A 23310-nucleotide genomic window follows, 5' to 3' on the forward strand; every position below is an offset into this window, starting at 1 on the left:
GAAAATACTTAATGATCTTTCTGTTATTCCAATTTCGAATATATATGATCAATTGTGGCGAGGGGGTTTATCCCCGATGGGGCGCGAAGCGGCCCTCTCTTCTGACTTGAAGAGCAGGGGACTGCTGCGTAGTCCAACGGGGATAAATCCCCTCACCACAGAAATTCTTGCAGCTGGGAGGATCAGTTTGTCAGCGAATCCTTGTAGGCAAACAACGCCGGCGCCCCACCGGTATGCAGGAAGATGATCGGGCCCTCGTCGAAACGCTGGCGGCCGATCCCGTCGAGCAACCCGGCCATGGCCTTGCCGGTGTATACCGGGTCGAGCAGCACCGCGTCCTGACTGGCCAACAGTTTCACCGCCGCCAGTGTCCCGGCATTCGGTTCGCCGTAACGCGGGCCGAAGTATTCGTCCCACAACTCGACCTTGAAGTTCACTGGTAATTTCACGCCCAGCAGCTCCGCCGTGCGCTCGGCCAGACCCTGCACTTTCGGGCGTTGGTCTTCTTCACTGCGCGATACCGTTACGCCGATCACTGGCAATTTCGGCAGTGCTTCGCTCAAGGCCAATGCCAGACCGCTGTGGGTCCCGGCGCTGCCCGAGGCCAGCACCACGGCGGCGAAATTCAGGCCGGTGTCCTTGATCTGCTCCGCCAGTTCGAGACCGGCACGTACGTAGCCCAATGCACCGAGTGCATTCGACCCACCAATCGACACCAGATACGGTTTCTTGCCATTGCTGCGCAGGCGCACGGCGAGTGCGGCCAGTTGTTCGTCGGCATTGTCGAGGTTGTCCACCAGCTCGACCTTGGTGTCGAACAGATCGAGCAACAGGCGGTTGCCGTTGCCGGTGTAATTGCTGTCGTCGGTGCCTAGCGGATTCTCCAGCAGCGCCACGCAACCCAAGCCGAGTTTGGCCGCCAATGCGGCGGTCTGGCGTACGTGATTCGATTGCAAGGCGCCGGCGGTGATCAGCGTGTCGGCGCCCTGAGCGAGGGCATCGGCGGCGAGGTATTCGAGTTTGCGCAGCTTGTTGCCGCCCATGGCCAGCGGCGTCAGGTCATCGCGTTTGATGTACACATCGCGACCCAGCCAGGCGGACAGACGTTCAAGTTTTTCCAGCGGCGTGGGTTGGCCGAGCAGGTCGAGACGGTTAAAGCGATCCAGCTGTTGTTTGATCATGAGTCCGTACTGGCGGAGAAAGATGACAGGACTATAGGCACGCCGTTTTAGCGGGGCAACCGTGAATCGCTTATAGCCAAATGTGCTTAGTCCAGCACTATCGGTTCTTAATTCGCCCTCACGGGCATGCCGTAAAGTAGTCGCCGTTGACGCGGCCAGACCGTCCGGCCGCCCGTGAGGAGTCTTTACCGTGAGCGAGCGTTCCAGCCATTGGCAATTGCAGACCATCGTCAGCCAACTGCGTACCGCGCGGGATCAGTGGCGTACCCAGAATGGCCGGGCCAGCGGCGAGCAGGGTGGCCGCGAGTTACCGTCCCGCGCGGCGATGGCCGAGATTCTCGAAGCGCTGTGTGGTGCGTTGTTCCCAATGCGGCTGGGGCCGGTGGATCTGCGTGAGGAGAGTGAGGACTTCTATGTCGGTCACACCCTCGATACCTCATTGAATGCCTTGCTGGCGCAGGCGCGGCTGGAGTTGCGTTATGTCGCCCGGCACAGCGCTCAAGGCGATGCCGACGTCGAAGCTCAGGCGATCCGTATCATTCAGGATTTCGCCCTGGCCTTGCCGGGCCTGCGCAGCCTGCTCGATACCGACGTGCTGGCCGCCTATCACGGTGATCCGGCGGCGCGCAGCGTCGATGAAGTGTTGCTGTGCTATCCGGGAATTCTGGCGGTGATTCACCATCGTCTGGCGCACCATTTGTACCGCGCCGGGTTGCCGTTACTCGCGCGAATCAGCGCGGAGATTGCGCACTCGGCCACCGGCATCGATATCCATCCGGGCGCGCAGATCGGCCGCAGCTTTTTCATTGATCACGGTACCGGTGTGGTGATCGGCGAGACCGCGATCATCGGCGAGCGTGTGCGGATCTATCAGGCCGTGACTTTGGGCGCCAAGCGCTTCCCGGCGGATGAAGACGGGCAGTTGCAGAAGGGCCATCCACGCCATCCGATTGTCGAGGACGACGTGGTGATTTATGCCGGCGCGACGATTCTGGGACGGATCACTATCGGCCAGGGGTCGACCATCGGCGGTAATGTGTGGCTGACGCGCAGCGTGCCGGCGGGGAGCAACCTGACTCAGGCCAATCTGCAGCATGATGACGGGACGCAGAAGTAAGTTCCTGAATCTGCGTTGCCGCGTCAGGCCTCTTCGCGAGCAGGCTCGCTCCCACACTGGGATGCGTTTCAAATGTGGGAGCGAGCCTGCTCGCGAATGGTTTTTTGGGTCAGATCGAGATAATGGCATTCAGCCAATTCTCCATTGAACGAATCCCCTCAAACCCGCGTCATACCCCTCCTTGGGCTACTGTAGGAAAACTACCGCCTGGCCCTGCGATTAGTCCTTACCACCCTATCCATGTTTAACTTGAACGTTCATTCAAGTTAAACCGGTGGTTCGCTGCCCGCTCACAACAGGAGGCTTGCCTTTGCTGAGTCCGATCATTTCAGCCACGTTTCAACCCCTCGAGGTGCACGTTTCATGAGTGCATCGTCTACCCCCGCCAGCGGTCTGGTGCGCATGAATCCGCCGGTGTTCTACTTCGCCGCGACGGTGATTCTGCTGTTTGGTCTGGTTGTCATCGCCATGCCGGAGCAGGCCGGCGCCTGGTTGCTGGCTGCGCAAAACTGGGCGGCCAACACGGTCGGCTGGTACTACATGCTCGCGATGACCCTGTATCTGGTCTTCGTGGTGGTCACCGCGTTATCGGGCTACGGCAAGATAAAACTCGGTGCCGACCACGACGAACCCGAGTTCAGTTACCTGTCCTGGGCCGGCATGCTGTTCGCCGCCGGGATCAGCATCACGCTGTTTTTCTTTTGCGTATCCGAGCCACTGACGCACCTGGCCCAACCGCCGCAAGGCGAGGCCGGCACCGCCGATGCGGCGCGGCAGGCGATGCAGATTCTGTTTCTGCACTGGGGCCTGCACGGCTGGGGCGTGTTCGCCTTCGTCGGCATGGCGCTGGCCTATTTCGCCTACCGGCATAACCTGCCGCTGGCCTTGCGTTCGGCCCTGTACCCGCTGATCGGCAAGCGCATCAACGGCCCCATCGGCTACGCGGTGGACGGCTTCGGCATCATCGCCACGGTGTTCGGTCTGGGCGCCGACATGGGCTTCGGCGTATTGCACCTCAATTCCGGTCTGGACTACCTGTTCGGCATCGCTCACACCCAGTGGATTCAGGTCGGCCTGATCACGTTGATGATGGGTGCGGCGATCATCGTCGCCGTGTCGGGTGTGGACAAGGGTGTGCGGGTGATGTCCGACATCAACATGCTGCTGGCCTGTGCGCTGCTGCTGTTCGTGTTGTTCGCCGGACCCACCCAGCACCTGCTCAACACCTTGATCCAGAACCTCGGCGATTACCTCGGCGCGTTGCCGATGAAGAGTTTCGACCTCTATGCCTACGACAAACCGAGCGACTGGCTCGGTGGCTGGACCGTGTTCTACTGGGCCTGGTGGATCGCATGGTCGCCGTTCGTGGGCCTGTTCATCGCGCGGATTTCCCGTGGTCGGACCATCCGCGAATTCGTCTTCGGCGTACTGCTGATTCCGCTCGGTTTCACCCTGGCGTGGATGTCGATCTTCGGCAACAGTGCGATCGATCAGGTGCTCAATCACGGCATGTCGGCACTGGGCATGTCGGCCCTCGACAATCCGTCGATGAGCCTTTACCTGCTGCTGGAAACCTACCCGTGGAGCAAGACTGTCATCGCGGTGACGGTGTTCATCAGCTTCGTGTTTTTCGTCACTTCCGCCGACTCCGGCACCGTGGTGCTCTCGACCCTGTCGGCCAAGGGCGGCAACCCGGACGAAGACGGGCCGAAATGGCTGCGAGTGTTCTGGGGCGCGATGACCGCGTTGATCACCAGTGCGCTGCTGTTCTCCGGCAGCATCGATGCGCTGAAATCGGCGGTGGTGCTGACCTCGCTGCCGTTCTCGATGATTTTGCTGCTGATGATGTGGGGCCTGCACAAGGCGTTCTATCTGGAGTCGCAGAAGCAGATCGCGCAGTTGCATTCGCTGGCACCGGTCTCCGGTTCGCGGCGTGGCACGGGCGGCTGGCGCCAGCGCCTGAGTCAGGCGGTGCACTTCCCGTCACGCGACGAGGTGTACCGCTTCATGGACACCACGGTGCGCCCGGCGATTGAAGAAGTGACGGCGGTATTTGTCGAGAAGGGTCTGAACGTGGTCACCCAGCCGGACCCGGCGCACGACAACATCAGCCTGGAAATAGGCCACGGTGAGCAGCATCCGTTCATCTACCAGGTGCAGATGCGCGGCTACTTCACGCCGTCGTTCGCCCGTGGCGGCATGGGTTCCAAGCAACTCAACAACCGCCGCTACTACCGCGCTGAAGTGCACTTGAGCGAGGGCAGTCAGGACTACGATCTGGTCGGCTACACCAAGGAACAGATCATCAACGACATCCTCGACCAGTACGAACGCCACATGCAGTTCCTGCATCTGGTGCGTTGATCGGCAACTGAGCGCCGGGACGTTTCACGACTCGGCGCTCAGCACCATAAACAACACCATCGCCGCCATCGGCACCCCGAACACCGCACTGCCCACCGCGATCTCCGAACCCAGCGGCTGCCCGGCATGCACCACCCCCACCGCACCATTGATCACCGTCAACGCCAGCCACAGCGCGGCGAAGCTGTAGGCCAGAGTCTGCCGGCTGAAGCCAATGCGCTCGCCGATGTAGAGCATCAGGGCGAGCAGGACCAGGCCGAAGAAGATGATGATGGCGGTGTGCATAGGCGTGCCTGCGGGTCATGCGGTGCCTGATCGGACGCCTTCGCGGGTAAGCCCGCTCCCACAGTGATCTCGGTCATTCACAGATTCTGCGTACAACCAAGATCCTGTGGGAGCGGGCTTGCTCGCGAAAGGGCCACCTCGGTGTCATTTAGAGCATAGACAAGTCAGCCCACAACCATACGAGCCAACCCTTCTCGATCGACATATTTCGCGACTCATTCAAATGTATCTGGACGAGAAGGCCCTTTCTCGCTGGCCCGCGTCTGCCGTTGGTCGAACCAATAATCGGGTGTTTGTTCACTCAGCTAATATTTATCCGAGTGTGTATCGTGTGTATAAAGCGGTTGTCCACGCCCTAGAGTGACCAGCTCTTGCTGTCGAACAGGGCGAAGGAAATGCGTAGTCGGGAAATGATCAGGATGATCGAGGAGGATGGTTGGTATCTGGTTGCAGTGAAGGGTAGTCACCATCAGTACAAGCATCCGCGCAAGCCGGGTCGGGTGACGATCAAGCATCCGGATTCAGACCTTCCCAAAGGGACGATCAACAGCATTTTGAAACAGGCGGGGTTGAAATGAATCCCGTTATTGGAAGTGAAAGTCCTTTTATGGACACGTCAGAGGAAGGATTCACGTTTATGAAATTCCCGGTCGTTTTGCACAAGGATGCCGACTCGGACTACGGAGTGATTGTCCCGGATGTACCGGGGTGCTTCTCCGCAGGGAGCACGGTAGCCGAAGCTTTTGAAAACACTCAGGAGGCTCTGGCCCTGCACTATGAGGGGCTGGTGGCTGATGGTGCACCGTTGCCTCGAGTTCAGGATATTGATGCACATCTCGACAACCCGGATTACGCGGGTGGAATCTGGGGTGTTGTCGACTTTGATATCACGCCCTATTTCGGCAAGTCGGTACGCTTCAACGCCACGCTGCCCGAGCAACTGCTGGAGCGTATTGATCAAACAGTCCGGCGTGATCAACGCTACAGTTCCCGCTCCGGATTTCTGGCCGCAGCTGCGTTACGCGAATTGTCGGCATGACGAACAACCTGTAGGGGCTGCCGCAGGCATGTATGTCAGGTGCTCTCGCGCTCGATCACGTTGCACTGCAACAGATTCAGGCGCTGCACATCATCGCTCGGCAACACCCCAAGGCTTTCCAATACCCGCGTTGCCGCCAGTACGCCAATCTCCAGTGCCGGGGGTTTGATCGTGCTCAGGCTCGGCAACAGCATCTCGGCGAACGGGTAATCGCCGAAGCCGAGCACGGCGCAGTCTTCGGGGATCTTGATGCCGGCGCGTTGCCCGGCGAGCAAGCCGCCGGCGGCGAGGTTGTCGTTGGCGAAGATGATCGCGTCGGGGCGCGGGGAGGCGTTCATCAGCGCTTCCATCGCTTGCTTGCCGGCTTCGAACGGCGCGCGGTCGGCGTCCGGGGCGAACACCCACGGCTGCAGTCCGAACTCGCGCACGGTGGCAGCGTAACCGTCGCGACGTTCGAGGGCACTGAGGTCACCGGGGGCGCTGTTCTGTACGAAGGCGATGCGGCGATAGCCTTTGTCATACAGATAACGCGCAGCAGTCACGCCGACTTCATAGTGCGAAAAGCCGATCTGCATCGGCTCGCGATCCGGCTGGTAATCCCAGGTTTCGATCACCGGAATATCCGCTTCGGCGATCATCTTTTCCGTGCCCGAACTGTGAAAGTGGCTGGTCAGCACCAGCGCCGCCGGCGACCAGCCGAGAAACGCGCGCACGGCGTTTTCTTCCTGTTCGGTACTGAAGTAACTCGACGCCAGCAGCAGTTGATAACCGTGGCGGCTGAGGGTGTCGCTGAAGCCCTGAATGGTGTTGGCAAAGATCGGCCCGGAGATATTCGGAATTACCATGCCGACGATTTTTCCTCGCGCCGAGGCCAGGCCACCGGCCACCAGATTCGGCACATAACCCATCTCGGCCACTACCGTTGCAATGCGCTCGCGACGTTCCGGCGAGACGGTTTCCGGCTGATTGAAATAGCGCGACACGGTGATTGCCGAAACTCCCGCTTCGCGCGCCACCGCATTCAGGGTCACGCGTCCGGCGCCACGGCGTTTGCGGGTTTTTTCCTGGCTCAAGGCTCGATCCTTCTTAAAAACCAAAACGCATATAAAAGTAATTTTTCAGTATTGGACGCTCTATGTCGAGCTTGCCAATACTGGCGATGTTAGCGCTAACAATGCGCATTGTCTGCTACTCGCTCGAGCGAATGCCCAAGACACCGATTCAGGCGCTGTCGTCGCAGAACGGCAGCGATTCAGGGCCAATTTCGAGCGGGCAATCATGCACAACATTCCTGGGGCGACACACAAACTGGCGCAGTCGATTCGCGCCGCTGGCTGGATCTTTACCGGGCTGGCGGCGTTGCCGCTGCCCACGGCTTTCGCCGCCGACAGCAGCGAACAAGAGCCGACCCTCAAGTCCGTCACGGTCACCGCCACCCGCCGTGAAGAGTCGCTGCAGAAGGTGCCGGTGGCAGTGTCGGTGATCGACGGCGAACAACTGGAGCGCGACAACCGCAACGGCGTGGCGAGCATCGTCCAGCAAGTGCCGTCGCTGAATTTCCGTACCGGTGCGTCGAACAAGGACACCTCGTTGTTTGTGCGAGGCGTCGGCACGATTTCCACCTCGCCTGGCGTCGAGCCAACAGTGGCCACGGTGATCGATGGCGTGGTCTATGCGCGTCCCGGTCAATCGACCCTAGACCTGCTGGATCTGGAGCGCGTCGAAGTGCTGCGCGGCCCGCAGGGCACGCTGTTCGGCAAGAATGCCTCGGCCGGTGTGCTCAACATCACCAGCAAGGCGCCGACCAACGAGACCCACGGTTACATCGACCAGTCGTACTACAGCGGCAATGAAAGCCGCACCCGCTTCGGCATTGGCGGTAGCCTGATTCCGGATACGTTGAAGGGCTCGATCAGCACCCTGGTCAGCAGCTACGACGGCAACGTCGACAACAAATACAACGGCCAGGAGGTCAACGGCTATAACCATCGCGGCGTGCGCGGCAAGCTTGAATTCACCCCGAATGACGACGTCACCTTCACCCTGATCGCCGACTACATGCAGTCCCACGACGACGGCCCCAACGGTGTCGTCAGCAAGTCGCTGACCCCGGCCTTCGCCAACGCGCTGAGCCCGGTCTACGCCAGCGGCCACAACCGCGACATCAACACCGACACTCGCAGCCATGTCGAGGACACCAACAAAGGCCTGTCCGGCCAGCTCGACTGGCAACTGGGCGATTACACTTTGACCTCGATCACCGCGTGGCGCGGCTGGGACAACACCCAGTATCAGGACGGCGATCGGCTGAGCACGATCACTGCAGCGTTCCCCGGCACCGCCGACAAAGGCGATCTGGCCTTCGACCAGTACTCGCAAGAGCTGCGCCTGGCCTCGCCGAAAGGTGAGTTCCTTGAATACGTTGGCGGCCTGTTCTACATGCACGGCAAGGATGACGAGACTTATCAGCGCACCTCGACCACCACCACGCGCACCGACCGTGGCGTCGCCGATTACAGCACCACCAGCGACAGCTACGCCGCGTTCGGCGAAGCCACGCTGAACTTCACCTCGGACTTTCGTGGCATCGCTGGCCTGCGCTATACCCACGATGAGCTGGAATACGATCACCGCCGCGTCTCGACATCGGCGACCACAGTCAGCGGCATCCAGCCGGCCACCAGCAGTTCCGGCTCGGTGGACGAGGACGGCTGGTCCGGCCGGCTCGGCGTGCAGTACGACCTCAGTGATGCAGTCACCACGTATCTGACCTATTCGCGTGGCTACAAAGGCCCGGCGTACAACGTGTTCTTCAACATGCAGCCGCGTGACACCGAAGCGCTGAAACCGGAAACCTCCAATACCTGGGAGGCGGGGATCAAGGCCACCAGCTGGAACAACCGGCTGACCACCAACCTCGCGGTGTTCCACAGCGATTACGACAACTACCAGGCGAACTTTTTCGACACCGTCGCCGGGCAAGTGGTGACGCGTCTGATCAACGCCGGCAGCGTCAGCACTGAAGGCGTCGAACTCGATTACGCCTTGCAGGCGACCCAGCAACTCAAGTTCTCCGGGGCGCTGGCTTACACCCGCGCGCGTATCGATCAATTCAGCTGCCCGGCAGGTGCGGCGGCGTCGTGCAACGTCAATGGCAAGCCATTGCCGTTCAGCCCCGACTGGAAAAGCTACGTGCGCGCCGACTACAGCATCCCGCTGGACAACGGCCTCGATATCGAACTCGGCACCGACTACAGCTGGCAGAGCGAAGTGCAGTACGACATCAGCCAGAATGCCGACACCAAACAGGGTGCCTATGGCATCTGGAACGCCAGCGTCGCTCTCGCCGATTACAGCAACGGCTGGCGCGTGGCGCTGCTGGGCAAGAACCTCGCCGACAAGTCCTACTCACCGTTGCTGGCCAGCGGCGGCAGCTACATCTACCGCGCCGTGCCACGGGATGATGAACGCTACTTCGGTGTGCAATTGCGCAAGGATTTCTGAGATGAGCAGACAGTTGAAACTTGGCGCCTTTCTCATGGCCACCGGGCACCACGTCGCCGCGTGGCGGCACCCGCAGGTACCGGCGAATGCCGGTCTGGATTTCGCCCACTACAAGCGTCTGGCGCAGATTGCCGAGGCGGCGAAATTCGACACGCTGTTCGTCGCCGACAGCGTCGCCGCGCCGACCCAGGACATCGCCAGCCGCATGGCGCGCTCCGATCACTTCGAACCGCTGACCTTGCTCTCGGCCCTGAGCGCGGTGACCGAGCGCATCGGCCTGATCGCCACGGCGACCACCAGCTACAACGAGCCGTATCACGTGGCGCGCAAATTCGCTTCACTCGATCACCTGTCGGGCGGCCGCGCCGGGTGGAACCTGGTGACCTCGGACAACGCCGCCGAAGCGCTGAATTTCGGTCGCGACGAACACATCGGCCACGCCGAACGCTACAGCCGTGCCCGCGAGTTTCATCAGGTGGTCACCGGGCTTTGGGACAGTTGGGAGGACGATGCTTTTGTCCGCGACAAAGCCAGCGGCGCCTATTACGACCCTGCGAAGTTGCACGTGCTGGATCACGTCGGCGAGCATTTTCGGGTGAAAGGCCCGCTGAACGTGGCGCGCTCGCCGCAGGGACAACCGGTGATCGTGCAGGCCGGTTCATCGGAGACCGGGCGTGAACTGGCGGCACAGACCGCTGAGGTGGTGTTCACCGCGCAGACTTCACTGGCCGGCGCGCAGGCGTTCTACGCCGACCTCAAGGGGCGCCTGGCCAAGTACGGGCGCAGTGCCGACTCGCTGAAAATCATGCCCGGGGTGTTTGTCGTCGTCGGCCAGACAGAAGCCGAAGCGCAGGAAAAATGTGAAACGTTTCAGCAATTGGTCGAACCGGAGGTTGGCGTCGCCTTGCTTGGGCGTATGCTGGGCAACTTCGACTTGTCGAAGTACCCGCTGGACGGCCCGTTACCGGAGTTGCCGCTGACCGACAGCGGCCAGCAGAGCCGGCAGAGATTGCTGACTGAACTGGCGGGCCGGGAAAATCTGACCCTCGCCGAATTGGGCCGCAAGATTGCCGGCGGACGAGGGCATTACAGTCTGGTCGGCAAACCGGCGCAGATCGCCGATCGCTTGCAGGAGTGGTTCGAACAGGGCGCGGCGGATGGCTTCAACGTGCTGGTGCCGCACCTGCCGGGCGGGCTCGAAGACTTCGCTAATGGCGTGGTGCCGGAACTGCAGCGACGTGGGCTGTTCAGAACCGAGTATGAGGGCCGGACCTTGCGCGAAAACCTGGGGCTTGCCCGACCGCAAAACAGATTTGTGTAAACACCCTGTGGTGAGGGGATTTATCCCCGATGGGTGGCGAAAGCCACCCCCAAATCTGTATTCAAATTCGCGATTTTTTTTGGGACGGCTACGCCGTCCATCGGGGATAAATCCCCTCACCACAAAGTTGAAATTCACCCTCAATTTGCTGTTAATCAAACAAGAGAGGATTCGATGACTTACACCGCTGCCGAAAATCGCTACGACTCCATCCCTTACCGCCGCGTCGGCCGCAGCGGTCTGGTGCTGCCGGCGCTGTCGCTGGGCCTGTGGCACAACTTCGGCGACAGCACGCCGATCGACACCCAGCGCGCCCTGCTGCGCACCGCGTTCGACCTGGGCATCAACCACTTCGACCTGGCCAACAACTACGGCCCGCCGTATGGCAGCGCCGAGATCAACTTCGGTCGTTTGCTGCGTGAAGACTTCAAGCAGTACCGCGATGAACTGATTATCTCGAGCAAGGCCGGTTGGGACATGTGGCCCGGCCCGTACGGTCAGGGCGGCGGCTCGCGCAAATACGTGCTGGCTAGCCTCGACCAGAGCCTGCAGCGTCTCGGTCTGGACTATGTGGATATCTTCTACTCGCACCGCTTCGACCCGGACACCCCGCTGGAAGAAACCGCCAGCGCCCTCGCCACCGCCGTGCAACAGGGCAAGGCGCTGTACATCGGCATCTCGTCGTACTCCGGGGTGAAAACCCGCGAGATCGCCGCGCTGCTCAAGGAATGGAAAGTGCCGCTGCTGATTCATCAGCCGGCGTACAACCTGCTCAATCGCTGGGTCGAAAAAGACCTGCTCGACACCACCGAAGAACTCGGCACTGGCGTGATCGCCTTCACCCCGCTGGCGCAAGGTCTGCTGACCGACAAGTACCTCAACGGCGTGCCGGCGGATGCGCGGGTCAATCGTCCGGGTGGTGGTTCGCTGCAGGCTTCGCACTTGTCCGAGGCCAACATTGCCCACGTGCGCGCGTTGAACGAGATCGCCAAACGTCGCGGCCAGAGCCTGGCGCAACTTGCGCTGGCCTGGACCCTGCGTGATCCGCGAGTGACCTCAGCGCTGATCGGCGCGAGCCGGCCGGAGCAGATCATCGAGAACGTCGGGGCGTTGAAGAATCTGAGTTTCAGTGCTGAGGAACTGGCGGAGATCGACCGGTTTGCCCAGGAGGGCGGGATCAATCTGTGGGAGAAGCCGTCGACCGCTGAATAAGCGTTCCGCGCCGGATCACCCGGCGCCGGTACTGACGCCTTCGCGAGCAAGCCCGCTCCCACATTGGATCGATGGTGAACACTGGTTTCGTGTGCACCACAATCCCACTGTGGGAGCGGGCTTGCTCGCGAAGGGGCCTTTAAACACAACACCTAAATCAGGCTTTATTTAAAAAACGGCACATCCCCCAACACCGTTGCTCGCTGCATCACCCGCCGCGCCGGACGGTAATCATCCACCGCATAATGCTGGGTCACACGGTTGTCCCAAAACGCAATATCGTCCTGCTGCCAGCGCCAGCGAATGGTGAATTCCGGCCGCGTTGCATGAGCGAACAGGAATTTCAGAATCGCTTCGCTCTCGGTTTCCGACAGCTCGTTAATCTTCGAGGTAAAGCCTTCGTTGACGAACAACGAGCGCCGTCCACTGACCGGATGGGTGCGGATTACCGGGTGTGACAACGGTGGATTCTTGCGTCGCGCCTCTTCCCACTGGGCCAGTGCTTGCGGCGTATTGCCGTAGCGTTCCAACGGGAAAGAGCGGGTGAAATCGTGAGTCGCGGTCAGTCCTTCGAGCAGCTTTTTCATCGGTGCCGACAGTGCTTCATACGCGGCAATCCCGCTGGCCCACAGGGTGTCGCCGCCGAACTCTGGCAGCAGCTTGGCGCTGAGCACCGCCCCCATCGCCGGGGTCGGCAGGAAGGTCACGTCGGTGTGCCAGATCGCGTTGTCGCGCACGTCGGTGACGGCGGTGTCGAGGATCAGCACTTCGGGCTGCTCGGGCACGTTCGGGTAGATCGGGTGAATGTGCAGGTCGCCGAAGTACGCGGCGAAACGTGCCTGTTGCGAAGGCTCGATCGGCTGGTTGCGGAAGAACAGCACCTGATACTTGAGCAACGCCTGCTCGATGGCGTCGCGCTGTTCCAGGTTCAACGGCTGGCTGACGTCGACGCCGCTGATCTGCGCGCCGAGAGCCGAGCTTAATGGGGTGATGGTCAGGCTGCTCATGGTCTTTCTCTTCGAATTCGGGGTGTGATGCTTTTGTGGGAGCGAGCCTGCTCGCGAATGCTGAGTGTCAGGCGACAGTGCGGTGACTGATCCGACGCTTTCGCGAGCAGGCTCGCTCCCACAGGGGGCACATGAAATTTGTCAGTGGGTTTGGCCGTGCCACGGCACCAGTTTGCGCTGCAGGGCACGCAGGCCCATTTCCATGGCGAAGGCGATCAGGGCGATCACCAGAATCCCCAGCACCACCACATCGGTGACCAGAAATTGCGCAGCCGACTGCACCATGAACCCCAAACCGCTGGTGGCGGCGATCAGTTCGGCGGCGACCAGGGTCGACCAGCCAACGCCCAGACCAATGCGCACACCGGTGAGGATGTCCGGCAGGGCGCTGGGCAAAATCACATGGCGGATCAGTTGTGCGCGAGTGGCACCGAGCGACTGCGCAGCGCGCAATTTTGCCGGGTCTACAGTGCGCACACCGGTGGCTGTCGCGATGGCGATCGGCGCAAAAATCGCCAGGTAGATCAGCAGCACTTTCGACAACTCGCCGATGCCGCACCAGATCACGATCAGCGGCAGATAAGCCAATGGCGGAATCGGCCGGTAGAACTCGATCAACGGATCAAGCACACCACGGGCAATACGGTTGGCGCCGATGGCAATGCCCACCGGCACCGCGGTCAGAATCGCGAAACCGAGACCCAGACCGATGCGGCTCAGACTCGCGCCCAGGTGCTGCCACAGGGTCGAATCCATGTAACCGATGGTCGCCAGCAACCAGCCTTTTTGCAGCACGGCGGACGGTGGCGGCAGGAACAGCGGTTCGATCAAACCGCTGGCGGTCACCGTCCACCAGATCACCAGCAAGGCGAACAGGGTCAGCAGGCTGATCCACCGCGTACTGAGGCTGCGGCGCTGCGGAATCGCCACCGATGGGGTTTTCACTGCCGGGGCGGAAACGTCGTAACTGCTCATGCGCGCTCCTGCCGTTGTACGGCGCTGCGTTGCGAGAACACTTTGCTCAGCACGTGCTCGCGGGTTTCGATAAAACGCGGGTCGGATTTGATCGCCCGCGCCGACTCACCGGCAGCGTAGCGCTGACCGAAATCCAGCTGCAGACGCTCGACGATCTGCCCCGGATTCGGCGCCAGCAGAATCAGGTCAGTGGCGAGGAATACCGCTTCTTCGATGTCGTGGGTAATCAGGAACACCGGTTTTGCAGTGCGCTGCCAGACTTGCAGCAACAGCTCCTGCATCTGCTCGCGGGTGAATGCGTCGAGGGCGCCGAAAGGTTCGTCCATCAGCAGCACGCGCGGGTCGGCGGCGAGGGCGCGGGCCAGGCCGACGCGCTGTTTCTGGCCGCCGGAGAGTTGCCAGATGCGGCGATTTTCGAAACCGGAAAGGTCGACCAGCGCGAGCATTTCCCGGGCGATCTTTTCGCGTTTGTCCTTGGCGACACCGGCCAGTTCCAGACCGAAAGCCACGTTAGCCAACACATCCTGCCAGGGCAGCAAAGCGTCATCCTGGAACACCACGCCGCGCTCGGCGCTCGGGCCTTTGACCGGCACGCCGTCGAGGGTGATGCGCCCGGCGCTGGGTTCGACGAAGCCGGCAATCAGGTTCAACAGCGAAGTCTTGCCACTGCCGGACGGGCCGAGGGCGACCAGCAATTGCTGAGGCCCGAGGGTCAGGGAAATGTCCGCCAGCACCGGTTCCGGGCTGCCGGGATACTGTGCGCTGATGCGCTCCAGCTGTAGCAAGGCCATCGCAGTGAACTCCCGATCAGTTGGTGATGTATTTGGCGCTGACGTACGGCGCGTAGTCCGGCAGTACGGCTTCGACCTTGCCTTGCTCCTTGAGGAACGCGGCGGTGTCGGTGATGGCTTTGGTGGTCGGCGCGCCGAGTGTGATCACCTGATCAGCCGCCAGCGGGTAGACGTTGCCCTGCAGCAGCAATGGAATGTCGCTGGCCTTGGCACCGGAGAGCTTCACCAGCTTGTCGACGTGTGACTGGTCGGCGAGCCAGGCTTGTGGATCCTTGCGGTAATCGGCGTAGGCGTCGAGGGTGACCTTGGCGAACGCGGTGACGATTTCCGGGTGTTTCTCGGCGAAGTCTTTGCGCACGATCCAGGCATCGAAGGTCGGCGCGCCGAACTTGGCCAGTTCGCCGGAAGTGATCAGCACTTTACCGTTTTCCTTGGCCACGCCAAGTGCCGGATCCCACACGTAAGTGGCGTCGATATCACCGCGTTTCCACGCGGCGATGATCGCTGGCGGGGCGAGGTTGAGCACGGTGACTTTCGACGGGTCGATGTTCCAGTGCTTCAACGCCGCGAGCAGGCTGTAGTGACCGGTGGACACGAACGGCACGGCGATTTTCTTGCCGACCAGATCCTGCGGGGTCTTGATCCCGGAACCGTCGCGAGCGACCAGTGCTTCGGCGGCGCCGATTTGGGTGGCGATGAGGAAGGTTTCCACCGGAACCTTGCGGGTGATGGCGGCGGTCAACGGGCTGGAACCGAGGTAGCCAATCTGCACGTCACCGGAAGCGATGGCAGCGATGATGTCGGCGCCGTTGTCGAACTTGCGCCAGCTGATGTCGGCCTTGGTGGCTTTTTCGTAGGCGCCATCGGCCTGAGCGACTTTCGCCGGATCGACGGTGGTCTGGTAGGCGACGGTGAGGTCGGCGGCCTGCGCCAGAAAGCTCGCAGCAGCCAACGAGGCCACGGCCAGCAGGCGAAGCGGGAAATTCAGTTTCATGGGGAGTGCTCCAAATCAGGCGACCGACGATCGGCGTGAAAGGAGACTAAATGATCTAAGAATCTAAAAATAAATAACTTTTTAGACTTAGCTTATGAGCGGAAAAATCTAAGGCGTGAGGGATTGTGGATACTTCGGATCTTGTGTCAGACGTTAGGTCTTTGCCCCCTCACCCCAACCCTCTCCCCCAAGGGGGCGAGGGGGAAAGGGAGCCGATCTTTATACTTTTCAAGGCCTGAGTTCGGCTGGATATTTCAGGTCGGCGTCAATCTCAAGAGCACCTGAATCAGTCCCCTCTCCCTCCGGGAGAGGGTTAGGGTGAGGGGCTTTTAATTACTGATCGCCAGAATACTCGCCTGATACGACCCGACAAACACGTCGAAATCACCGACCTCGTTCTGCTCCAGCTCCGCCTGTTGCGCCAGCGAAGAACGCGCCAGCTCCTCAAACTTCGCCTGTTCATCAGCAGCCAACGGCTCGCTGCGGAAGAACTCGGCATGCGCCTGACTCTGGCGCAGGGAGAATTGCGCGAAGCTTTCCTTGTGCTCGGCCATGGTCGCCAGCACTTGGGCCGATGGGGTCAGGGACGAATCCTTGACCTTGGCCAGTTGCGCGTCGAGCGCCTTGCTGTGTGCGTCGCCGCCATGGCTCTGATCAAGCAATGCCGCCAGCGGTGCGATTTTTTCCAGCAGCTCGGCTGCCCAGACCTTCAGCTCGACCGCTTCGCCGTCACGCTGCAATTGCAGGCCCGGACGGCGACCTTCCTTGACCACGCTGAGGAAGTTCGAGGTGGCGTTGCCGCAACTGTTGTTGGTCAGCAACGGGCTGTCGTTCAGCGCGCAATACAGCAGGAACGCGTCGAGGAAGCGCGATTCGGTGACGTCGATGCCCATCGGCAGGAACGGGTTGATATCCAGGCAACGCACTTCGACGTACTGAATGCCCCGGGCCATCAGCGCCTGGATCGGCCGCTCGCCGGTGTAGGTCACGCGTTTCGGGCGGATGTTGGAGTAGTACTCGTTTTCGATCTGCAGGATGTTGGTGTTGAGCTGTACCCACTCGCCATCCTGGTGCGTGCCGACTTCCACGTACGGCGGGTATGGCGTGGCCACGGCCTTGCGCAGGCTGTCGGTGTAGCTCGCCAGATCGTTGTAGCACGGCGTCAGGCCGGCCTGGGCGTTGCTCTGGTAACCGAGGTCGCTCATGCGCAGGCTGGTGGCGTACGGCAGGTACAGGGTGTCCGGGTCCAGTTGTTCCAACTGGTGCGAACGACCGCGCAGGAAGCCTGCGTCCAGCGCCGGCGAAGCACCGAACAGGTACATCAGCAGCCAGCTGTAGCGGCGGAAGTTACGGATCAGCGCGATGTACGACGACGACTGAAAATCGCGGTCGGTGCCGACGAAACCCTCGGCTTCGCGCAGCAGCGGCCAGAGCTTTTCCGGCAGGGAAAAGTTGTAGTGAATCCCGGCGATGCACTGCATGGTCTTGCCGTACCGCAGGGCCAGGCCCTTGCGGTAAACGTACTTGAGCCGACCGATGTTGGAGGTGCCGTAATAGGCGATCGGGATGTCTTCCTCGGCCGGCAACGGGCACGGCATCGATGGACTCCACAGGTACTCGTTGCCGAGCTTGCTGTAGGCAAAGCGATGAATCTTGTCCAGGCTCGCCAGCGTATCGGCCGGATCGGGCAGGGCGGGGGTGATGAATTCCAGCAGCGACTCGGAATAGTCGGTGGTGATCTGTTCATTGGTCAGCGCGGAACCCAAGGCTTCCGGGTGCGGCGTTTGCGCCAGACGACCTTCACTGGTCACGCGCAGGCATTCACGTTCGATACCGTGGAGGCACTGTTCGAGCAGAGAGAGGTTGGCGCGCTCGCCGAGCAGAGCCAGGCGGCGGTTGAGAAGTTCGCTCAATTTGGATTCCTTCACGCGTCAGTCGCCCCAATATGGGGGTGGGCAGGACGGTCTACAAGGGTGAAGTTGAAACTGGCGTTTTCGCCTGGTTTTGTAGCGGCAGGCCATTTGCCGGTCAGTCAAGAACTGCACAATCCCTGTGAGAGCGAGCCTGCTCGCGAAGAGGGTATTGCAGCCAACATCACCGTCGACTGACACACCGTCTTCGCGAGCAGGCTCGCTCCCACAGGATTCGTTGCGCCGAAATTAACTCAAAATGATGAACAACATCTACAGGACAGCGAACGTGCCTTGCGCTTTTGCGACCAGTTTGTCGCCCTGCATCACGTCGGCCTCGACCACCAAAGTGCGGCGGCCTGGGTGGATCACCCGCGCCGTGCACAGCACCTCACCGTCGGATACGGCGCGGATATAGTTGATCTTGCACTCGATGGTCGCGCTCTGCTGATCGAAGCCGTGGGTGCTGGAACAGGCCAGCCCCATGGCGATATCGACCAGACTGAACAGCGCGCCACCGTGCAATTTGCCGCCGCGATTGCGCAGTTGCGGTTCCAGCACCAGGGCGACTTGCGCCACCCCGGTTTCCAGGCTATGCAGGCGGCAGCCCAACAGCTTGAAAAACGCGCTCTCGACGAGCCCGGCCGGAATCTCCATCAGCGTTTCTTCAACTGCTTGGCGTTGGCGAACAGCGAAGCCATGGCGTTGTTCACCGGTGCGGCTGTGGCCGTTTCCTTGCGTGGCGCGTTGTTCGACGACTGGCGCGGTGCCGAGCCCGGACGCGAGCCACGGGCACCGTCGATTTTCTCGCCCGGAGTGTCGCTCATGCGCATCGACAGGCCGACGCGTTTGCGCGGGATGTCGACTTCCATGACCTTCACTTTCACCACGTCACCGGCCTTCACCGCTTCGCGTGGGTCCTTGATGAACTTCTCCGACAACGCCGAGATGTGCACCAGACCGTCCTGATGCACGCCGATGTCGACGAACGCGCCGAACGCGGTCACGTTGGTGACGACGCCTTCGAGGATCATCCCCAGTTGCAGGTCTTTCAGGTCTTCGACGCCTTCCTGGAACTCGGCGGTCTTGAACTCCGGACGCGGGTCGCGACCCGGTTTTTCCAGTTCTTGCAGAATGTCGGTGACGGTGGGCAGACCGAAGGTCTCGTCGGTGAACTTCTTCGGGTCCAGACGCTTGAGGAACGCGGCGTCGCCGATCAGCGAGCGAATGTCGCGGTCGGTTTCGGCGGCGATGCGCTGTACCAGCGGATAGGCTTCCGGGTGAACGGCCGAGGAATCGAGCGGGTTGTCGCCGTTCATCACGCGCAGGAAGCCTGCGGCCTGTTCGAAGGTTTTCTCGCCCAGACGCGCGACTTTCTTCAGCGCTGCACGGGTCTTGAATGCGCCGTGCTCGTCACGGTGAGCGACGATGTTCTGCGCCAGGGTCGCGTTGAGACCGGAAATCCGCGCCAGCAAGGCCACCGAGGCGGTGTTCACATCGACGCCGACGGCGTTTACGCAGTCCTCGACCACCGCATCCAGACCACGCGCCAGTTTCAGCTGCGACACGTCGTGCTGGTACTGGCCGACACCGATGGATTTCGGATCGATCTTCACCAGTTCGGCCAGTGGATCCTGCAGACGACGGGCGATGGAAACGGCGCCACGGATCGACACGTCCAGATCCGGGAATTCCTTGGCCGCCAGTTCCGATGCCGAGTACACCGAGGCGCCGGCCTCGGACACCATGACCTTGGTCATCTTCATCGCTGGATACTTTTTGATCAGCTCGATTGCCAGTTTGTCGGTTTCGCGGCTGGCGGTGCCGTTGCCGATGGCGATCAGGTCAACCGAGTGCTTGGCGCACAGGGCGGCCAGAATCGCGATGGTCTGATCCCATTTGTTGTGCGGCACGTGCGGGTAAACCGTGGCGTGATCGAGCAGCTTGCCGGTGGAGTCGACCACCGCGACTTTGCAGCCGGTACGCAGGCCCGGGTCGAGGCCCAGAGTTGCACGCGGGCCGGCCGGCGCGGCCAGCAGCAGGTCGTGCAGGTTGTGGGCGAAGACGTTGATCGCCTCGGTTTCGGCGCCGTCGCGCAGCTCGCCGAGCAGGTCGGTTTCCAGGTGCGTGTAGAGCTTGACCTTCCAGGTCCAGCGCACCACTTCACCGAGCCATTTGTCGGCCGGGCGGTTCTGATTCTGGATGCCGAATTGCTGGCCGATCATGCCTTCGCAGGGGTGCATGGTGCCCGGCAGTTCGTCGCCGACTTTTAGCGCGGAGCTGAGGATGCCTTCGTTGCGGCCCCGGAAAATCGCGAGTGCGCGGTGCGACGGCATGCTTTTCAGCGGCTCGTCGTGTTCAAAGTAATCGCGGAACTTCGCGCCTTCTTCTTCCTTGCCGGCGATCACGCGGGCGCTGATGGTCGCTTCCTGCTTGAGGAAGTTGCGCAGCTTTTCCAGCAGGCTGGCGTCTTCGGCGAAACGCTCCATCAGGATGTACTTGGCGCCTTCCAGCGCAGCTTTCACGTCGGCTACGCCTTTCTCGGCGTCGACGAAGCGTGCGGCTTCGGTTTCTGGCGTCAGGCTCGGGTCGTTGAACAGGCCATCGGCCAACTCGCCGAGGCCGGCTTCCAGGGCAATCTGGCCCTTGGTGCGGCGCTTCTGCTTGTACGGCAGGTACAAGTCTTCGAGGCGGGTCTTGGTGTCGGCGAGCTTGATGTCGCGTTCGAGGGCAGGGGTGAGTTTGCCCTGCTCCTGGATGCTGGCGAGGATACTGATGCGCCGTTCGTCGAGTTCTCGCAGGTAGCGCAGACGCTCTTCCAGATGACGCAACTGGGTGTCATCGAGGCTGCCGGTGACTTCTTTCCGGTAACGGGCGATGAAGGGAACGGTAGAGCCTTCATCGAGTAGCGCGACGGCCGCTTCGACCTGTTGCGGGCGTACGCCGAGTTCCTCGGCGATGCGGCTGTTGATGCTGTCCATAAAACCACCTGACATATTGTGAAAGCAGGCTCGCAGGCACGGAAATAAAGGCCCGGAGTCTGGTTGAGCGGCTAGAAAATTGCCGCTGCCTGGGTCAAAAGGCACCCCATTGACCCGTGAAATCGAATAATTACTGCGCAGGCCCGGAAAATATCGCGGCCACCTGCGGTAACGATTCAGACGTTGCCTGGCACAAAACGCCGCGCATTATAACCAGCGTTCTGTCATTCGGGGGTGTAGCAGTCTGTAGGTAGAAACCCCGGTTTTCTGGCAGTGAAGGAAAAATCTGCTAACAATGCACACGGTGCGTATAACGGCAGCTACGCCATAATGCGCGCCGAGCTAAAAGGAGCATCCAATGAGCAGCACTGCAAACAATGCTGAAGGCGAAAAAATTCTAATTGTTGACGACGATCCGGGGCTGAGCAGCCTGCTGGAACGTTTCTTCGTCAGCAAGGGCTACCGTGCCCGTGCCGTACCGAACACCGAGCAAATGGACCGTCTGCTGTCGCGTGAAGTGTTCAATCTGGTCGTCCTCGACCTGATGCTGCCGGGCGAAGACGGCCTGACCGCATGCCGTCGCCTGCGGGCGGCGAACAATCAGATTCCGATCATCATGCTCACCGCCAAGGGCGATGAGATGAGCCGCATCAAGGGCCTGGAGCTGGGCGCCGATGACTACCTGGCCAAGCCGTTCAACCCGGACGAGCTGATGGCACGGGTCAAAGCGGTTCTGCGGCGTCAGGCCGCACCGGTGCCGGGCGCGCCGGGCAGCGAAGACGAAAACGTCACCTTCGGTGATTACGTGCTGTCGCTGGCGACCCGCGAGCTGAAACGTGGCGAAGAAGTGCACATGCTCACCACCGGTGAGTTTGCGGTACTCAAGGCGCTGGTAATGAACGCGCGTCAGCCGCTGACCCGCGACAAACTGATGAACCTGGCCCGTGGCCGCGAGTGGGATGCCCTGGAGCGTTCCATCGACGTGCAGATTTCCCGCCTGCGCCGGATGATCGAGCCGGATCCGTCGAAACCACGCTATATCCAGACGGTCTGGGGTGTGGGCTACGTGTTCGTACCGGACGGCGCCGCCACCAAGTGATCGGCGATTTGTAGGAGCGGGTCTGCGCATCGGGTTGATCGACCCTCTACGCAGACTCGCAATCCGCAATATGCGAGCATGGCTCGCTCCTGCAAGTGTGTAACGGTTATCGATGAAAACCCCCGTCTGGTTCCCCCAAAGTTTTTTCTCCCGCACCCTTTGGCTGGTGCTCATCGTCGTGCTGTTTTCCAAGGCGCTGACCCTGGTTTATCTGTTGATGAACGAGGACGTGCTGGTGGATCGCCAATACAGCCACGGCGTCGCCCTGACGCTGCGCGCCTATTGGGCGGCCGATGAAGAAAATCGCGCGAAGATCGCCGATGCCGCGACCCTGATCAGGGTGGTCGGCGCCGGAGTGCCGGAGGGCGAGCAGCACTGGCCGTACAGTGAAATCTATCAGCGGCAGATGCAGGCGGAGCTGGGCGCCGACACCGAAGTGCGTTTGCGCATGCACTCGCCGCCGGCGCTGTGGGTGCGTGCGCCAAGCCTCGGCGACGGTTGGCTGAAAGTGCCGCTGTACCCGCATCCGCTGCGCGGGCAGAAAATCTGGAACGTACTCGGCTGGTTCCTCGCCATCGGTTTGCTGTCCACCGCCTCTGCATGGATTTTCGTCAGTCAGCTCAACCAGCCGTTGAAACGTCTGGTATATGCCGCGCGGCAACTCGGTCAGGGTCGCAGCGTGCGCCTGCCGATCAGCGACACACCGAGCGAGATGACCGAGGTGTATCGCGCCTTCAACCAGATGGCCGAAGACGTCGAACAGGCCGGTCGCGAGCGTGAGCTGATGCTGGCGGGGGTCTCCCATGACTTGCGCACACCGTTGACCCGCTTGCGTCTGTCGCTGGAACTGATGGGCGATCGCAACGATTTGACCGACGACATGGTGCGCGACATCGAAGACATGGACGCGATTCTCGATCAGTTCCTCGCGTTCATTCGCGACGGTCGTGACGAGTCGGTGGAGGAAGTCGATCTGAGCGATCTGGTGCGTGAAGTGGCCGCGCCGTACAACCAGAGCGAAGAGAAAGTGCGTCTGCGTCTGGAACCGATCCAGCCGTTTCCGCTGCGCCGGGTGTCGATGAAACGCCTGCTGAACAACCTGATCGGCAACGCCCTGAACCATGCCGGCAGCGGCGTCGAGGTCGCGGCTTATGTGTCCGGTGATACCAGCGCGCCGTATGTGGTGCTGAGCGTGATGGACCGTGGCGCGGGGATCGATCCGTCGGAGCTTGAGGCGATCTTCAACCCGTTCACCCGTGGCGATCGTGCCCGGGGCGGGAAAGGTACCGGGCTGGGGTTGGCGATCGTGAAGCGGATTGCTTCGATGCATGGCGGCAATGTCGAGCTGCGCAACCGCTCCGGGGGCGGATTGGAAGCGCGGGTGCGATTGCCGTTGGGGTTGATGTTGCCGCGCGATGCGGTCTGACAGTCGGGATATTCAGCGGGGCTGATGGCCCCTTCGCGAGCAAGCCCGCTCCCACAGGGGAACGCATTCCAAAATGTGGGAGCGGGCTTGTTCGCGAAGGCGGC

General features: G+C 61.2%; 20 protein-coding genes. 10 read left to right on the forward strand and 10 right to left on the reverse strand.

All coding sequences use genetic code 11. The features are described from left to right. Positions 1 to 182 precede the first annotated feature (182 nt). On the reverse strand, positions 183 to 1181 hold the full coding sequence (locus HDC30_RS20010) for a D-cysteine desulfhydrase (protein ID WP_183784559.1): 999 nt from the start codon (positions 1179 to 1181) through the stop codon (positions 183 to 185). Positions 1182 to 1371: 190 nt separating this feature from the next. On the opposite strand from HDC30_RS20010, the gene epsC reads away from it, so the two are divergent. Together epsC and betT are read left to right on the forward strand one after the other, a co-directional pair. Beyond that, positions 1372 to 2298: a serine O-acetyltransferase EpsC gene (gene epsC, locus HDC30_RS20015; protein WP_095137901.1), complete on the forward strand. Its 927-nt coding sequence runs from the start codon at positions 1372 to 1374 to the stop codon at positions 2296 to 2298. 402 nt (positions 2299 to 2700) lie between these two features. After that, complete coding sequence (gene betT / locus HDC30_RS20020) at positions 2701 to 4662, forward strand: choline transporter BetT (RefSeq protein ID WP_166496387.1); 1962 nt, start codon at positions 2701 to 2703, stop codon at positions 4660 to 4662. Positions 4663 to 4686: 24 nt separating this feature from the next. On the opposite strand, the gene HDC30_RS20025 is transcribed toward betT, so the two are convergent. Beyond that, positions 4687 to 4947, reverse strand: a complete 261-nt coding sequence (locus HDC30_RS20025) for a hypothetical protein (protein WP_025110994.1) — start codon at positions 4945 to 4947, stop codon at positions 4687 to 4689. Between the two features lie 395 nt (positions 4948 to 5342). Between HDC30_RS20025 and HDC30_RS20030 the strand changes: the two genes are divergently transcribed. Next, complete coding sequence (locus HDC30_RS20030; protein ID WP_027611194.1) at positions 5343 to 5525, forward strand: type II toxin-antitoxin system HicA family toxin; 183 nt, start codon at positions 5343 to 5345, stop codon at positions 5523 to 5525. 59 nt (positions 5526 to 5584) lie between these two features. Continuing rightward, positions 5585 to 5986 (forward strand): type II toxin-antitoxin system HicB family antitoxin, encoded by a 402-nt coding sequence (locus HDC30_RS20035; protein ID WP_003220616.1) that lies wholly within the window; start codon positions 5585 to 5587, stop codon positions 5984 to 5986. A gap of 35 nt (positions 5987 to 6021) precedes the next feature. Here the strand turns inward: HDC30_RS20035 and HDC30_RS20040 are convergent, their stop codons facing one another. Continuing rightward, positions 6022 to 7059 carry a LacI family DNA-binding transcriptional regulator gene (locus HDC30_RS20040; protein ID WP_183784561.1) on the reverse strand — a complete coding sequence of 346 codons (1038 nt, stop codon included), beginning with the start codon at positions 7057 to 7059 and terminating at the stop codon, positions 6022 to 6024. Between the two features lie 205 nt (positions 7060 to 7264). Here HDC30_RS20040 and HDC30_RS20045 point away from each other — a divergent pair, with 205 nt between their 5' ends. The 3 genes from HDC30_RS20045 (at position 7265) to mgrA (ending at position 12023) form a co-directional block, all read left to right on the forward strand. Further along, a complete protein-coding gene (locus HDC30_RS20045) occupies positions 7265 to 9490 on the forward strand; it encodes a TonB-dependent receptor (RefSeq protein WP_183784563.1) in 2226 nt (741 codons plus the stop codon). Position 9491: 1 nt separating this feature from the next. After that, complete coding sequence (locus HDC30_RS20050) at positions 9492 to 10811, forward strand: LLM class flavin-dependent oxidoreductase (protein ID WP_183784565.1); 1320 nt, start codon at positions 9492 to 9494, stop codon at positions 10809 to 10811. Between the two features lie 174 nt (positions 10812 to 10985). After that, on the forward strand, positions 10986 to 12023 hold the full coding sequence (gene mgrA / locus HDC30_RS20055; protein ID WP_115988448.1) for an L-glyceraldehyde 3-phosphate reductase: 1038 nt from the start codon (positions 10986 to 10988) through the stop codon (positions 12021 to 12023). Between the two features lie 164 nt (positions 12024 to 12187). Here the strand turns inward: mgrA and tauD are convergent, their stop codons facing one another. The 5 genes from tauD to gshA form a co-directional block, all read right to left on the reverse strand. Continuing rightward, positions 12188 to 13030 (reverse strand): taurine dioxygenase, encoded by an 843-nt coding sequence (gene tauD, locus HDC30_RS20060; RefSeq protein ID WP_115988447.1) that lies wholly within the window; start codon positions 13028 to 13030, stop codon positions 12188 to 12190. A gap of 141 nt (positions 13031 to 13171) precedes the next feature. Beyond that, entirely contained in the window at positions 13172 to 14005 is an 834-nt protein-coding gene (gene tauC / locus HDC30_RS20065) for a taurine ABC transporter permease TauC (protein WP_183784567.1), read from the reverse strand. Beyond that, a complete protein-coding gene (gene tauB, locus HDC30_RS20070; protein ID WP_027611202.1) occupies positions 14002 to 14796 on the reverse strand; it encodes a taurine ABC transporter ATP-binding subunit in 795 nt (264 codons plus the stop codon). The genes tauC and tauB overlap by 4 nt, the downstream gene beginning before the upstream one ends. A 16-nt stretch (positions 14797 to 14812) precedes the next feature. Further along, complete coding sequence (gene tauA, locus HDC30_RS20075) at positions 14813 to 15790, reverse strand: taurine ABC transporter substrate-binding protein (RefSeq protein WP_098966681.1); 978 nt, start codon at positions 15788 to 15790, stop codon at positions 14813 to 14815. A 329-nt stretch (positions 15791 to 16119) separates the two neighbouring features. Then, complete coding sequence (gene gshA / locus HDC30_RS20080; protein ID WP_183784569.1) at positions 16120 to 17703, reverse strand: glutamate--cysteine ligase; 1584 nt, start codon at positions 17701 to 17703, stop codon at positions 16120 to 16122. A 60-nt stretch (positions 17704 to 17763) separates the two neighbouring features. Here gshA and HDC30_RS29215 point away from each other — a divergent pair, with 60 nt between their 5' ends. Continuing rightward, positions 17764 to 17898: a hypothetical protein gene (locus HDC30_RS29215; protein ID WP_260319945.1), complete on the forward strand. Its 135-nt coding sequence runs from the start codon at positions 17764 to 17766 to the stop codon at positions 17896 to 17898. A gap of 75 nt (positions 17899 to 17973) precedes the next feature. On the opposite strand, the gene HDC30_RS20085 is transcribed toward HDC30_RS29215, so the two are convergent. Next, the gene (locus tag HDC30_RS20085; RefSeq protein WP_086793980.1) at positions 17974 to 18357 is read right to left on the reverse strand and encodes a PaaI family thioesterase; all 384 of its coding nucleotides are present in this window, start codon (positions 18355 to 18357) and stop codon (positions 17974 to 17976) included. Next, positions 18357 to 20681, reverse strand: coding sequence for a Tex family protein (locus tag HDC30_RS20090; RefSeq protein WP_098966684.1), 2325 nt, complete (start codon positions 20679 to 20681; stop codon positions 18357 to 18359). The genes HDC30_RS20085 and HDC30_RS20090 overlap by 1 nt, the downstream gene beginning before the upstream one ends. 358 nt (positions 20682 to 21039) lie before the next feature. Here HDC30_RS20090 and ompR point away from each other — a divergent pair, with 358 nt between their 5' ends. Both ompR and HDC30_RS20100 read left to right on the forward strand, forming a co-directional pair. Beyond that, positions 21040 to 21780, forward strand: a complete 741-nt coding sequence (gene ompR, locus HDC30_RS20095; RefSeq protein ID WP_003220637.1) for a two-component system response regulator OmpR — start codon at positions 21040 to 21042, stop codon at positions 21778 to 21780. 112 nt (positions 21781 to 21892) lie between these two features. Continuing rightward, positions 21893 to 23206: an ATP-binding protein gene (locus tag HDC30_RS20100; RefSeq protein ID WP_027611205.1), complete on the forward strand. Its 1314-nt coding sequence runs from the start codon at positions 21893 to 21895 to the stop codon at positions 23204 to 23206. The last annotated feature ends 104 nt before the right edge of the window (positions 23207 to 23310 follow it).

Source organism: Pseudomonas sp. JAI115 (assembly GCF_014200835.1).
In the GTDB taxonomy this organism is placed as follows: Bacteria; Pseudomonadota; Gammaproteobacteria; order Pseudomonadales; family Pseudomonadaceae; genus Aquipseudomonas; species Aquipseudomonas putida_A.